General features: G+C 64.4%; 13 protein-coding genes. 6 read left to right on the forward strand and 7 right to left on the reverse strand.

The annotated features are described in order from the left end of the window. Positions 1-104 precede the first annotated feature (104 nt). The 7 genes from HDG33_RS21340 to HDG33_RS21370 all read right to left on the reverse strand — a co-directional run bounded on the left by HDG33_RS21340 (position 105) and on the right by HDG33_RS21370 (position 7,381). Positions 105-1,433, reverse strand: a complete 1,329-nt coding sequence (locus HDG33_RS21340; protein ID WP_184033013.1) for an FAD-binding oxidoreductase — start codon at positions 1,431-1,433, stop codon at positions 105-107. Between the two features lie 52 nt (positions 1,434-1,485). Then, the gene (locus HDG33_RS21345; RefSeq protein WP_184033015.1) at positions 1,486-1,830 is read right to left on the reverse strand and encodes a cupin domain-containing protein; all 345 of its coding nucleotides are present in this window, start codon (positions 1,828-1,830) and stop codon (positions 1,486-1,488) included. Next, a complete protein-coding gene (locus HDG33_RS21350) occupies positions 1,827-2,819 on the reverse strand; it encodes a M14 family metallopeptidase (RefSeq protein WP_184033017.1) in 993 nt (330 codons plus the stop codon). The genes HDG33_RS21345 and HDG33_RS21350 overlap by 4 nt, the downstream gene beginning before the upstream one ends. 2 nt (positions 2,820-2,821) lie before the next feature. Next, positions 2,822-4,300, reverse strand: coding sequence for an NAD-dependent succinate-semialdehyde dehydrogenase (locus HDG33_RS21355; protein ID WP_184033019.1), 1,479 nt, complete (start codon positions 4,298-4,300; stop codon positions 2,822-2,824). A gap of 83 nt (positions 4,301-4,383) precedes the next feature. Further along, positions 4,384-5,472 carry a tartrate dehydrogenase gene (locus tag HDG33_RS21360; RefSeq protein WP_184033021.1) on the reverse strand — a complete coding sequence of 363 codons (1,089 nt, stop codon included), beginning with the start codon at positions 5,470-5,472 and terminating at the stop codon, positions 4,384-4,386. Between the two features lie 94 nt (positions 5,473-5,566). Beyond that, a complete protein-coding gene (locus HDG33_RS21365; protein ID WP_184033023.1) occupies positions 5,567-6,490 on the reverse strand; it encodes a glyoxylate/hydroxypyruvate reductase A in 924 nt (307 codons plus the stop codon). A 6-nt stretch (positions 6,491-6,496) separates the two neighbouring features. Further along, on the reverse strand, positions 6,497-7,381 hold the full coding sequence (locus tag HDG33_RS21370) for a GNAT family N-acetyltransferase (RefSeq protein WP_184033025.1): 885 nt from the start codon (positions 7,379-7,381) through the stop codon (positions 6,497-6,499). A gap of 318 nt (positions 7,382-7,699) precedes the next feature. Here HDG33_RS21370 and HDG33_RS21375 point away from each other — a divergent pair, with 318 nt between their 5' ends. The 6 genes from HDG33_RS21375 to HDG33_RS21400 all read left to right on the forward strand — a co-directional run bounded on the left by HDG33_RS21375 (position 7,700) and on the right by HDG33_RS21400 (position 14,059). Next, the gene (locus tag HDG33_RS21375) at positions 7,700-8,314 is read left to right on the forward strand and encodes a cupin domain-containing protein (protein WP_184033027.1); all 615 of its coding nucleotides are present in this window, start codon (positions 7,700-7,702) and stop codon (positions 8,312-8,314) included. 465 nt (positions 8,315-8,779) lie between these two features. Next, positions 8,780-10,273 (forward strand): aldehyde dehydrogenase, encoded by a 1,494-nt coding sequence (locus tag HDG33_RS21380; RefSeq protein WP_184033029.1) that lies wholly within the window; start codon positions 8,780-8,782, stop codon positions 10,271-10,273. A 106-nt stretch (positions 10,274-10,379) separates the two neighbouring features. Continuing rightward, on the forward strand, positions 10,380-11,048 hold the full coding sequence (locus HDG33_RS21385; RefSeq protein WP_184033037.1) for a haloacid dehalogenase type II: 669 nt from the start codon (positions 10,380-10,382) through the stop codon (positions 11,046-11,048). Positions 11,049-11,129: 81 nt separating this feature from the next. Further along, positions 11,130-12,407: an FAD-binding oxidoreductase gene (locus tag HDG33_RS21390; protein WP_184033039.1), complete on the forward strand. Its 1,278-nt coding sequence runs from the start codon at positions 11,130-11,132 to the stop codon at positions 12,405-12,407. Between the two features lie 77 nt (positions 12,408-12,484). Next, the gene (locus HDG33_RS21395; RefSeq protein ID WP_184033041.1) at positions 12,485-13,288 is read left to right on the forward strand and encodes an ABC transporter substrate-binding protein; all 804 of its coding nucleotides are present in this window, start codon (positions 12,485-12,487) and stop codon (positions 13,286-13,288) included. 114 nt (positions 13,289-13,402) lie between these two features. Beyond that, positions 13,403-14,059 carry an amino acid ABC transporter permease gene (locus HDG33_RS21400; protein ID WP_018422365.1) on the forward strand — a complete coding sequence of 219 codons (657 nt, stop codon included), beginning with the start codon at positions 13,403-13,405 and terminating at the stop codon, positions 14,057-14,059. Positions 14,060-14,069 lie beyond the last annotated feature (10 nt).

Raw genomic sequence — 14,069 nt, forward strand, 5'->3', positions numbered from 1 at the left:
TCGTGTTGGCATTGCCGAAGAAGTACGAGACACCGAGATTGTCGAGCGAGATCAGCGCGGCTGTACAGCACCGAAGGCCCGCTTTCGCGGGGCGACGTCAGGTGTTACATCATCTCGGGTTTCGCCAGCCGGGTGCCATCGCTAAAGCGCGTCAATCGATATGGCTGTGTCTCGATCCCTGTCGCGTCGTCCGTCACGATGCGGCTAACCAGCATGCCGGCTCCCGGTCCCAGCCCGAATCCATGACCGCTGAACCCCGAAGCGATCACAAGGCCCGGCTTGCCCTCCACGCGTGACATCACCGGCACCAGATCGGGCATCGTGTCGATCGCGCCTGCCCACGCATGAGCGATACGCAATCCCGACAGTTCGGGAAAGACCGTCGCAACGTTTTGTAGTGCACGGGTCGGCCACTCGGCATCGGGCGCAGGATTGAGAACCCGCGTCACCTCGAACGGAGAGATGTCGTCGTTGCGCCAGTCCGCACTTCCTTCGGGGCCGCCGAAGAAAGGTTGCGCGATCCGGAATTTGAGCTTCTTGTTGAGTTTGCTGCGGAACATCTGGCGAAACTTGACCGCGTGCCGCAGGTTCTGTGGCGCGATCTCCATGCGTCCATAGCCCGGCACCGCGATCGTGTAGCCGCCGTCCAGCCGCCGCCGCATCGCGAAGTTCGGGCCGGAGAAGCAGCCGTCTATCACGGCCGGCGCTTCCGCCGTGCGCAGCGCGGTGCCGATCACATTGACCGCCGGCAGATCGATCCCATGGTGCCGGCAGAACAGGGCGCTCCACGCGCCGCCGGCCAGCACGACGCTGCTCGCGCCAATCCGGCCGCGCTCGGTCCATACGCCGGAGATTCGACCCGCGCTGCTGTCGAGTCCGCGAACCGCACAGGTCTGATGCACGCGCGCGCCGAGTCGTTGCGCGCCTCTTGCGATGGCGGGCGCTGCTCGCGACGGCTCCGCGCGTCCATCGGAATGCGACCACACGCCGCCCGCCCACTTCGCCCGACTATGCGGAACGCGCGCGGCCAGTTCTCGAGCCGACAGCAGCTGACTGTCGAAGCCGAGCGCGCGCGCCTTGCCGAGCCATGTTTCCCACTGGGCGACATCGGCAGACTGCTCGCTTCCGTACAGAATGCCGCTGCGCCGAAAACCGATGTCCTCGCCGAGTTCGTCGCTCAACTCGCCCCAACGCTTCAGGCTCTGCATCGCGAGCGGCAACTCGTAAAGGTCGCGGTTCTGCTGACGCACCCAACCCCAGTTGCGCCCCGACTGCTCCGCGCCAATGATGCCTTTTTCGAGCAGCACGACCGATACGCCGCGCCGTGCCAGCTCGTAAGCGGTGCTGACGCCGATAATGCCGCCGCCGATCACGGCTACGTCGCAGCGATCGGGGAACCCCTCGCTATTCGGGACTTCGTCGATTCTTAGCATGTTTGAGCAACCATGATTGACATGAGCAGCCGGATACCGGGTGCGTACGCTGTCAGAAGATCACATAGATCTTGCGCAGCGTTTCATCGATGTTCCAGAGTCCTTCCGTGTTGGCTTGGAAAAATAGCGTGTCGCCGGCGGCGAAGCGGACCGTGTCTTCTCCGTCGGGCGTGAAGGTGCCGCTGCCCTTGATGAAATGCATTACCTCCGCCTGCTTGACGGAGCGCCGATAGGTGCCGGGCGAGCACTCGAACACGCCGGTATCGATTGCTTCGTGACCGGGAATGACGTACTGGCGTCCCGCTACGCGCGACGGTTCGGTACCGGGCAGGCCCGCGGTTCCCCAATCCTCCAGTGCGGAGACTTCCGCGGCTTGCCTGATCTGCTGAACTTTCATTGTGCTGTTTCCTGTTGTCGTGAGCGGAGGTCGATACGTCGGTCGATCCGGCCTAGCCGGACCACGGTGACGCCGGCGCGCAACTGGCGCAGCGAGGGCATCACCAGCATGCAGTCATCGTACGGAGTCGAGACTGGCTGACCGTCGGACCATGCGATCACGGTGCCGGCCTTGTCGAACGTCTCGAGGCCTGTATAAGGACCCGCGAAACGGAAATCCATGCTCCTGGCGACGACCGGTTCGGTCACGCGCACGATGCGCATTTCGTCGGGCAATGGCGCGATCCAGCCGGGCGGCAGGTCGGCTGCGTCGACGATGCCCGACAGCAACAGAAAGCGTGCGGTGCAGTCGCGCGCCACCGTCACCGCGCTGGCTTCCCAGTGCTGGCCGCATTCGATCAACAGGGCATTCTTCGGACTCGTGTCGTCGCCGAAGCCCTCGTAGTCGCGCATCCGGCGGCCTTCGGGATGGCCTTCGTCCTGAATGACGGTGGCGGGCGTGCCGAGCCGCTCGGCCAGTTCGGCTCCCTTGCGCAGCGGCCCCGCGACGATTAGCGGCGCGCTTTTTTCATGCATCGAATGCAGGTCGAGCAGCAGATCCACTGTGTCGATCACCGGCCGCATCGCGCGCGCACGATCGAGTTCCGACGAGCGGGTCGCCAGATCGTCGAGCTTCGCGGCGGTCCAGACGCGGTTGAAGTCCTGATCGACGAAACGCGCTTTGTCTGGTGTCGCGGGATCGAACCGCGCATACGCGGCGACGTTCGCGAACGACAGCGTGAGCTTGCCGCGGCGCGGGCGTAGGCCGCTGCGCAACAACGCGGCGACGGTGATCGCGCCACACACTTCGTTGCCATGCGTGAGCGCATTGATCATCACGTGCGGTCCGGCTTGGCCGGAGTCGAACGAGTGCACGTATGCAATGCCGGTATTGCCGTCGGCGTGCGCCGAGAGGTCCGGAAATTCGACTTCGATCGGATAGGCTTCCATGTTTACTCCAGACCTCCCTGACACAGATACTTGATCGACAGATAGTCATCGAGACCATACTTCGATCCTTCGCGACCGTAGCCGGATTCCTTCACACCGCCGAACGGCGCCGCTTCTGAAGCGAGCGCGCCTTCGTTGATACCGACGATGCCAGCTTCCAGGGCGCGCGAGACACGCTCGATGCGGCGCATGTTCTCGCTGTAGAAGTACGAGGCGAGCCCGAACGGCGTGTCGTTGGCGGCCTGCACCGCTTCCTGCTCGCTGTCGAATGGGAACAGCGGCACGACCGGGCCGAAGGTTTCCTCGCCGCACAACACCATCGACGACGTGGCGTTACCCAGCACCGTGGGCGCGTAGTAGTGCGGTCCCAGCTCGGTGAGCCGTCGTCCGCCCGTCAGCACGAGCGCGCCGTTCTCGAGCGCGTCCTCGACATGACGAGCGATCTTGTCCACAGCGCGCTCATTGATCATGGGCCCGATCTGCGAGGCGGGGTCGCTGGCGGGTCCGACCCGCAGTTCGGCCACTTTCGCGCACAGCAGCGCGGAAAAACGGTCGTATACGCCGCGCTGCACGAAGACGCGGTTCGGACACACGCAGGTCTGCCCGCCATTGCGGAATTTCGCGGCCAGCAGGCCATTGACCGCGGCATCGAGGTCGGCGTCGTCGAATACGATGAACGGCGCATTGCCGCCGAGCTCCAGCGAGAGCTTCTTCAGCGTGCCCGCCGATTCGCGCGCGAGATGCTTGCCGACGGGCGTCGATCCGGTGAACGTGATCTTGCGGACACGGCTGTCGGCGAGCCAGTCGCCGACCGTCTCGGCCGCCGCCGCACGCGAAGCCGAGATCAGGTTGAGCACGCCGTTCGGCACGCCCGCCTCGTGCGCCAGCATCGCCAGTGCGATCGCGGTGAGCGGCGTGTCTTCCGCGGGTTTCGCGACCACCGTGCAGCCCGCCGCGAGCGCGGGTGCGATCTTGCGCGCGATCATCGCAAGCGGAAAATTCCAGGGCGTGATGGCCGCGACGACCCCGATCGGTTCCTTGACCGCGCTCATCCGTTTGCCGCGCTGCTGCTGCGGAATCAGGTCGCCGTAGATGCGGGTGGCTTCGTCGGCGAACCACGCGACGTACGACGCGCCATAGTTCACCTCGGCGCGTCCTTCGGCGAGCGGCTTGCCTTGTTCGAGTGAGATCAACGCACCGAGTGCGTCGCGATTCGCGACGATCAACGCGTGCCAGCGGTGCAGTACCGCCGCGCGTTCGCTGGCCAGCCTCGCGCGCCACGCGGGCAGCGCTTTGGCGGCGGCGTCCGTGGCCGCTCGTGCGTCGCTGGGGCCGCTGTCGGCAACTTCCGCGATCGGCTTGCCGGTCGCCGGATCGGTGACCGCGAAACGCCGACCGCTCGCGGCGGCGACCCACTCGCCGTTGATGAAGTTCTCCGTGCGGATCAGCGCGCGGGCCTGTTGTTCGAGATTCGTGCTCATATGAGGTCTCCGTGCCGGTTGGCATGCGATGGCAGAGCGCCCGACGCGCGCCGGGCAGTCAGTGCTGCCTGCTCTGTGAGTGATCAGGACGGATTGGCGACCCGAGCCGCGATCGCCGCGCCGACCTCCGCGGTCGATGCGCTGCCGCCCAGGTCGCCCGTGCGCGGGCCTTCCTTCAGTACCCGCGTGATCGCGGCGACGATGGTGTCGTGCGCATCGCGCTCGACACCCGCGCCGTGGCCGAGAAAGTCGAGCATCATCGCGGCCGACCAGATCATCGCGACCGGATTCGCAATGCCCTTGCCGGCGATGTCGGGCGCCGAGCCATGCACCGGCTCGAACAGCGACGGAAAGCGCCGATCGGGATTCAGGTTGCCCGACGGCGCGATGCCGATCGTCCCCGTGCACGCCGGCCCGAGATCGGAAAGGATGTCGCCGAACAGGTTCGATGCGACCACCACGTCGAAGCGATCCGGGTTCAGCACGAAGCGCGCGCACAGGATGTCGATGTGCTGACGGTCCATCTTCACATCCGGATAGCGGGCGGCCATTTCATCGGCGCGGGCGTCCCACCACGGCATGCTGATCGCGATACCGTTGCTCTTCGTTGCAACCGTGAGTCTTTTCGCTCGACGCCGTGCAAGGTCGAACGCGAACTTCATCACGCGCTCGGTGCCGTGGCGCGTGAAGATCGACTGCTGCATCACGACTTCGCGCTCGGTGCCCTCGAACATCGTGCCGCCCACCGACGAATACTCGCCTTCGGTGTTTTCGCGCACGATCATGAAGTCGATATCGCCCGGCTTGCGGTTAGCGAGCGGGCAGGGCACGCCTTCGAACAGCCGCGCGGGGCGCAGGTTCACGTACTGGTCGAATTCGCGGCGGAACTTCAGGAGCGAGCCCCACAGCGAAATATGGTCGGGCACCTTGTCGGGCCAGCCGACCGCGCCGAACAGAATCGCATCGCAGTCCAGCAGTTGCGCCTTCCAGTTGTCGGGCATCATCTGGCCGTGTTGCGCGTAGTACTCGCACGACGCCCATTCGATATGGCGGTAGTCGATGCCGATGTCGAAGCGTTTGCATGCGGCGTCCAGCACGCGCAGGCCTTCGGGCATCACTTCGGTGCCGATGCCGTCGCCGGGAATCACGGCAATGCGGTATTTGCGGGTCATACGTCTCTCTCCTCGCCGTGATCGCGCGCCGTCTGCTGACGCCGCGCGGATGGCGAAATGGGGTTGCGTTCGGGGGCCGGGCCGCGCATGGGTATCAGTAGCCGCGCGTCCGGTCGATCAAGCCGTTCATCCGCTCGCCGCTGCGATAGCGGCGCAGGTTTTCCAGTATCGCATCGACGGCCGGTTCGGGCCGCGTCGCGCTCGCGATATGCGGCGTGATGCGCACGCGCGGTTGCGCCCACAGCGGATGGTCGGCGGGCAACGGCTCCGGGTCGGTGACATCGAGCACCGCGCTGTGCATCTGCCCGCGTTGCAGCGCGTCGAGCAGATCGGCGCTGACGAGTTGCGGTCCGCGGCCGACGTGAACCAGCGACGCGCCTCGCGGCAGCATGTCGAATACCCGCCGGCAGAGCAGGCCGCGCGTCGCGTCCGTGAGCGGCAGCAAACAGATCAGGATGTCGGCACGGGCAAGCAACTCATCGAGCCCGGCCTCGCCCGCATAGCAGTCGATCCCTTCGAGCGCATGCTTCGAGCGGCTCCAGCCCGCGCAGGCGAAGCCGAACAGCCGCAAACGCTCCAGTACCGCGCGACCAAGCATGCCGAGGCCGAGCACGCCGATCCGGCGCGACGCGGCGGCGCGCAACGGCATCGGCTGCCAGACGCGCGCCCGCTGCTGCAACCCGTAATCGAACAGATCGCGGTGAATCGCCAGCACCGCCTCGGTGACATATTCGACCATGCCTTCGACGATGCCCGGCTCGAGCATCCGCACCACCGGCAGATGCGCCGGAATCTGCGACAGATCCAGTTGATCGACTCCCGCGCCGACCGAAAACACCACTTCGAGATTCGGCAGCGTGAGCGCGAGGTCTCCCGGTTGCCACGCGACCAGATAGCGCACGGCCGTGGGATCGCCGATGTCCGGCCACACCCGGAACGGCACGTCGGGCGCCAGCTGCGCGAAGCGCTCGGCCCATAGCGCTCCACGCACCGGATCGGCTTTGTAGAGGACGGTCATTGGCGGTTACGCCATCGCCTGATTGATGATGCCGAACGCGCGCCAGCCCGGGTCCGGGGCCACCTCGCGCAAGTCGGCGGGCGCGTTGCGCACCATCTTTTCGACCGAGTCGACGCGCGGCATGCCGACATGGGTCAACCAGTCGTTGATGCCGGCGTCGTCCGGCACGTCGATCCGCACGAAGTCGCCGGCGTGCAGCGCGAGCCAGTACGAAATCAGTGCGCGGGCACGCAGATCGTCGGACCCATGCTGCGCGACCACCGGTCCAACCGAGTAGCCGCGTCCGAACGGACGGAACAGCGAGAAACCGACCGCTTCGCCGTCACGTTCGAGAACCACGGCTTGCGCGAACCCGAGCAGCGCCGGTATCGTCGCGCTGCGGTCGAAGCCGCTCGCGCGCGACGCGAGTTCGATCAGCTTCGGCGTGTCGTCCGGCCTCGCGGCACGCAACTGTTCGCCGGGCGGCGGCGCGACAGCGGCCACGCTGCCGAGCGTGCCCTGATGCTGGGTGAGTCCGCCGCAGCTGACGAAGCCGAGCTTTTCGTAAAGCGGCTTGCCCGCGACCGTTGCGTGCAGGAAGGTCACGCGGTTGGCCAGTTCTTCGAGCACCAGTTCCATCAGCCTGCGGCCGATGCCACGGCCCTGTTCGTCCGGCGAGACGATCACGAGGCCGAGCGTGCCGCGGTCCGCGCCGAATTTCCAGCAGAGCGCGGTGCCGATCACGGCGCCATTGTCTTCGGCGACGAAGCCGGTGCCGGCGTCGTACATGAAGCGCCAGTCATCGGCGCGGTGCGGCCAGCGCACCGCAACCGAGAGGCCGTGCGCGGCGGCGATGTCATCGGAAGTGAAGCGGCGATAGGTCAGTGATTTCTTCACGGTTGATTCGGACACTGCAAACTCCTGCTGGCGGCATGATCAGCCTAAACTGTGGCATTCCCGGTGCCTGCTTCATAGGACGATCTTTTTGTTATTCGGGCCGGTGTGTGGTCGGGTCTGCTTCTCGGCGGCAGCGACGCGCAACGCAATTGCACAGGTATTTTTGGCGTTCACCCCGGGGGTGCTATATTCAATATAATGCTGAAATATTGAACGGACGTTCATTGTAACGAAGCGGCTGGCGCCTCATCGGATGCGACCATGCGCGCCCAGCACAACAACCGCACCGGCGGCACATAGGCAGCCGGCCGCAGCGTCATCAACGGGAAACACATGCAGCGAACCGAGCTCAGCAAGAAGCGCACGGCCGACCCGGGTCACGGCGACGTCGGCGCTCGTCTGCGCGCGCTGCGCGTCGCGCAGGGTCTGTCGATCAACGAACTGGCGATGCGCGCGGGCGTGTCGGTCGGCACCGTCAGTCAGGTCGAGCGCAACAAGGCCAATCCGTCGGTGCGTATTCTCGAGCGCCTGCGCCTGGCGTTGGAGGTTCCGCTGACCGCGCTGCTCGAAGAAGACGACGCGGTCTCGGACCCGATCACCGGCGATTTCGTGCGCAAGGCGGCCGAGCGGCCGCTGTTCGAAGTCGGCAAGAACGGCATGCAGAAAGAATTGCTGTCGCCGCATGGCGATCACGATTTGCAGATGATGATCATCATGCTGCCGGCCGGCTCCGGTTCCGAAGAGGTGCTGGTGGGCATCGGCGAGAAGGCGGGCCTGGTGCTGGAAGGCACGGTCGTGCTGAATGTCGGCGACCGGCGCTCCGAACTGCGCGCGGGAGACAGCTTCCAGTTCAAGAGCACGGTGCCGCATAGCGTGCGTAACGAAGGCAGGAAGACTGCTCGTTTGCTGTGGATCATGAACACGCAGCCGCCCGTCATTCATCTTTGATCTGTTTGTTGTACCGGAGCCGCATGTCGTGTGGCAAGCGGCGCTGTTTTCCCCTCTCTTTTCCTCGCTCGCTCTGACGCATCGCGTCCGGTTCGCACGGACGGCGGCTGACGTCAACGCCTTTCCTTCTCTCATTCGCTTTTCGGTTTTGCATCGCACGACGGAACGGGCGTGTCGCGTCGCCTCGCTCGTGCGCGCCGCAGCCGTGCGGGCTTGCGGCCCGTGCCCACCAGTGCGGCGGTGTGCTCTCCGAGGCAGGCAATGTATCGCAGCGCACAATGAACTTTTCACACAGTTTATTTTTGACCACTAGTATTTCATTTGGTGTTCATTAAAATGAACTTCATCCGATGTTCGTTCATTCGGCGGTCGCGATGGCGAACAGCAGTGCCGAGTGGTGCCAGCAGTCATCAATGCGTAAGCGCACGCGGCACCACACACTTGAACCTACTGATCAGGCCGGACATGTCCACTCCGTCACTCGATTTCGATCCTTCAGCCGTGCTGTTGCCGCAGGGGCATTTCATTGGCGGTGCGTACTATTCGGCGGGCGAAGCGCAGATCGCTGTTCACCGGCCATCGGATGGCGCGCTGCTTGGCCATGTGCCGGACGCGTCGGACGCCACCGTCGATCACGCAGTCAGCAATGCGCTAGCGGCATGGAAGACGAGCGGCTGGGGCACCCGCTCTCCGCGCGAGCGCGCGAAGGTGCTGAGCCGCTGGGCCGATCTGATCGATCGCGATGCGGTGAGCCTCGCCCAACTCGAAACAGTCAGCTCGACGCGTCCGGTGACGGAAAGCTACACATCAGATGTGCCGTTCACCGCGGAGGCGATCCGCTTCTTCGCGGAACTGGCCGACAAGCTCGGTGGCGATATCGCGGCCACGCGCCGCGACAGTCTCGGTTTTGTTGCATCGGAGCCGTACGGTGTGATCGGTGCGATTACACCGTGGAATTTTCCGCTGTCGATGTGTTCATGGAAGTGCGGTCCCGCGCTCGCGGCGGGCAACGCGGTCGTGATGAAACCGTCGGAAATGACGCCGTTCTCGACGCTGCGTCTCGCGGAACTCGCCATCGAAGCCGGCATTCCTCCGGGCATCTTTAACGTGGTGAATGGCCGTGGAGCGACGGCGGGCGCCGCGCTGACGCGTCACCCAGGCATCTCGAAGATGAGCTTCACCGGTTCGACCCGCACGGGCGCCGCGATCATGAGCGACGCCGCGATGCACGGCACCAAGCCCGTCACGCTGGAACTCGGCGGCAAGAGCCCGCAACTGGTGTTCGAGCATGTGCGGGACCTTGAGCATACGGCGCGCTGTGTCGCCCGCGGCTTTACGGCCAACGGCGGCCAGGCCTGCGTGGCCGGCACGCGGCTGATCGTGCACGAGCGCATTGCCGAGCCGCTGATCGCCGCCATTCAACGGCAACTGCAGCCGATCGAGGCCGGCCCGCTGTGGGACAGCCGCACCGCTTATTCGCCGATCATCAATGCCGCCCAGGCGCGACGCATCGAAGCGCTGATCGGGCAGAGCCGCGAGAGCGGCGCGGAAGTGATCTTCGGCGGCGGCTTTTTCGAAGGCACCGCCGAAGGCTATTTCCACCGCCCGACGCTGCTCGCCAATGTGACTTCAGAGACGCCCGCCGTGCGCGAGGAACTATTCGGCCCGGTGCTGACGGTACAAACATTCGCCGACGAGGAAGAGGGCATCGCGCTCGCCGCGCATTCGATCTACGGTCTCGCGGCGGGGGTCCATAGCAGCGACATCGGTCAGGCGCTGCGGGCGATGCGCCGTATCGCCGCGGGCACCATCTGGATCAACCGTTACGGCCGCAGCGGCGACATGATCATTCCGACGGGCGGCTTCGGCCAGTCCGGTATCGGCAAGGATCTCGGCCGCGAAGCGATGGTGGCGAGCATGCGGCACAAGAGCGTGCTGATCGATTTCGAAACGCTGTGAAGCACGGCTTTACACCTGATATACGCAAGCATCAACCGCACTGATTCAACCCGAAACTGAACCCCGAGCCTGCAACCAGGTTCGCCACGACGACAGGATGTTGACCATGATCGATTTCGAGCCGAAGTACATCACTTTCGACTGCTATGGCACGCTGACCAACTTCCAGATGGGCCAGACCGCGCGCGAGCTTTACGGCGACAAGCTGGACAAGGCGAAGATGGATGAGTTTGTCGAGTTCTTCCGTGGCTACCGCCTCGACGAAGTGCTGGGCGCATGGAAGCCCTATCGCGACGTGGTCGTGAACTCGGTGCGCCGCACCTGCGAACGCACCGGCGTGCCGTTCGACGAAGCGACCGCACTGAAGATCTACGAGGCCGTGCCGAGCTGGGGCCCGCACGCGGACGTGCCGGAAGGGCTGTCGCGACTGGCCTCGAAGTACAAGCTCGTGATCCTGTCGAATGCGTCGGACGACCAGATCCACAGCAACGTCGACAAGCTCGGCGCGCCGTTCCACAAGGTCTACACCGCCCAGCAGGCACAGGCGTACAAGCCGCTGCAGAAAGCCTTCGAGTACATGTTCTCGCAACTGGACTGCAATCCGGAAGACGTGCTGCATGTGTCGTCGAGCTTCCGCTATGACCTGATGACCGCGTACGACATGGGCATCGAACACAAGGCGTTCGTCAACCGCAGTCACGAGCCGCTGAACCCGTATTACGGCGTCAACGAAGTGTCGGGCATCCCGCAACTGGCATCGCTGCTCGGCCTCTGATTCGCACGTCCGGCCTTCTCACGACATCGCTTCCCGCGCGCCGCTGAAAGCGGCGCAACCAACCGACAGGAACGCATCACGATGAAGCTCGACTCCTACTGGCTCGACACTGCGCCACGCTTTACCGGCGGCGCCCAGGGTCCGCTACCGCAGCGGGTGGACGTTGCGATGGTCGGCGGCGGCTTCACCGGGCTGTCGGCTGCGTTGGAGCTGGCCAAACGTGGCATGTCGGTGATCGTGTTCGAGGCGGGCCGACTCGCGGCGCAGGCATCGGGTCGTAACGGCGGCCATTGCAATACGGGCGTCGCGCAGGACTACGCCGCGTTGTCCGCGCGCATCGGCAGCGAACGCGCGTCGGAGTTCTACCGTGCGTATGCCGGCGCCGTCGAAACGGTGAAAACGATCATCGGGGAGGAGCAGATCGATTGCGATCTGCGCCACTCCGGGAAGATCAAACTCGCCGCGAAACCGCAGCATTTCGCGTCGCTCGCGAAGTCGTACGAGGTGTTGCGGCGCGAAGTCGATTCCGATGTCGAACTCGTGCCGCCCGAGCAGATTCGCAACGAGATCGGGTCGGACAGCTTTTTCGGCGGCCTCGTGCAACGCAACGGCATGCAGATGCACATGGGCAAATTCGGCGTGGGTCTGGGCACGGCAGCGGCACGGCGTGGGGCGCAGATCTACGAGAACACGCCGGTGACGAACCTCAAGCCGCTCGGCGGCAACGCGTTCGACGTGCAGTGTCCGCTCGGGACGGTACGCGCCGAGCGCGTGCTGATTGCCACCGGCGCGTCGCAGGTCGGTCCGCTGCAATGGTTCCGGCGCCGCATCGCGCCCGTCGGCAGCTTCATCGTCGCAACCGAGCCGCTGGGCAAGGCGCGCCTCGATGCGGTGTTGCCGACGCGCCGCTCGTATGTGACGACGCTAAACATCGGCAACTATTTTCGTGCGACGCCGGACGAGCGTCTGCTGTTCGGCGGCCGCGCGCGCTTCGCGATGTCGAATCCGCGTTCGGACGAGAAAAGCGGGCGGATTCTGCGTGATGGGCTCGCGCGCTATTTCCCGCAACTGGCCGACGTGCGCATCGATTATTGCTGGGGCGGCCTCGTCGACATGACGGCCGACCGGCTGCCGCGCGCAGGCCAGCATGAAGGACTGTTCTATTCAATGGGCTACAGCGGCCACGGTGTGCAGATGTCCGTGCACATGGGCCGTCTGATGGCCGACGTGATGTTCGGCGCCGCCTCGCGCAATCCGTGGCGAACGCTCGAATGGCCCGCGATTCCAGGACATTTTGGACGCGCGTGGTTTCTGCCGCTCGTCGGCGCGTATTACAGGTTGCAGGATGTACTGCATTGAATGGATCGACTGATCGCTACCGTTAGATGGTCGGGCAGCGCGTAGATTGAAAATCACTATTCCCAGAGGAAATCCCCATGTTGCGTTTCATGTTCCAGCCTGCAGCCGCCGTCCGCTTCAACACTGTGCAGCGCTTTGCCGCCGGCGCGGGCCTCGCGATGACGATGCTGTTCGGCGCCGCCCACGCTGCCGAAACGGCGACGCTCACCGCGGGCTCGCCGCCGTCGAGCGCGCCGACCACGTTTATGAACGTGAAGACACAGCAGATCGAAGGCATGATGCCGGATGTCGTCAAGGAGATCGGCAAGCGCGAAAACTTTAACGTGTCGTACGACGCGGTGCCGTTCTCGGCGCTGATCCAGTCGGTGGTATCGGGCAAGATCGACATCATCGTTGCCGGCATGACGCCGACGCCGAAGCGCGCCGAAGTGGTCGATTTCTCGCAGCCGGTGACGGCGTTTGGCGAAGGCATCATCGTGAAGGACACGAACAAGGCGGTCTATCACTCGGTGCAGGACCTGAAGGGCATGACGGTCGGGGCGCCGACCGGTACCGACTACGGCGATCAGTTGAAGAAACTCGGCATCTTCACCGAAGTGAAGATGTATGACAGCCCCGCCGACATGACGCGCGATGTCGCGCTTGGCCGCATCGTCGCGGGCTTCAACGACTATCCGATCCTGAAGGCCCAGGAGGCAGCGGGCGCGATGGCGGGGACGCGGGTCGACGACGCGTACGTGCCGATGGAAAAGTTCGACATCGCGATCGCGGTGAAGAAGGGCAATAGCGCGCTGATGGCGAAGATCAACGACGCGCTGACGAAGATGAAGGCCGATGGCACGCTCGACGCGATCCTCAAAAAGTGGCACCTGGTGAGCTGATTGGCTTCGCGTGAAAAGAGCCGTGCCCGCGGCGACGCGGGACTCGTCCTGCCAGGTCCGTCGCGCAGCGGCGCGGCGGACTGAACGAATACGAAGAGCAATGGAAGGCACGACATGCACTGGCAAGATATAGCCGACTTTGTACCGATTTTGCTGCAAGGCGCGGTGATGAGCATCGTCATCACGCTGGGGTGTCTGGTGTTGAGCACCGTGCTCGGCCTGACCTGGGCATTGCTGAAGATGTCGCGCTATCCCCTCGTCGTACGCGGTGTGAGCACGATGATCAACGTCGTGCGCGGCCTGCCGATGATCGTGCTGCTGTTCTACATCTACTTCGTGCTGCCGGAAATCCACATCCAGGTGTCGGCGCTGCAGGCCAGCATCATTGGGCTTGGTTTCGGTTACTCGACTTACGTCGCGGAAATTTTCCGGGCGGGCATCGAGGCAGTCGATCCGGGCCAGTACGAAGCCGCGCAGTCGATCGGCATGGGCCGCGTGAAGACGATGATACGGGTGATCCTGCCGCAGGCGATCAAGGTCGCGCTGCCGCCGTACAGCAACACGCTCGTGATGATGCTGAAGGATTCATCGCTCGCGTCGACCATCACGGTCGCCGAAATGACGCGCGAAGGCCAACTGATCGCGTCGTCGACGTTTCAGAATCTGACGGTATATACGCTCGTCGCGCTCGGCTATCTCGCGATGAGCTTGCCGCTGATGAGCATGACCCGCACGCTTGAACGACGTTTCGGTCGGCACAGGGCGAGATAAGTGCGAAGTG

The sequence above is a fragment of the Paraburkholderia sp. Cpub6 genome (assembly GCF_014201065.1).
Lineage (GTDB): Bacteria > Pseudomonadota > Gammaproteobacteria > Burkholderiales > Burkholderiaceae > Paraburkholderia > Paraburkholderia tuberum.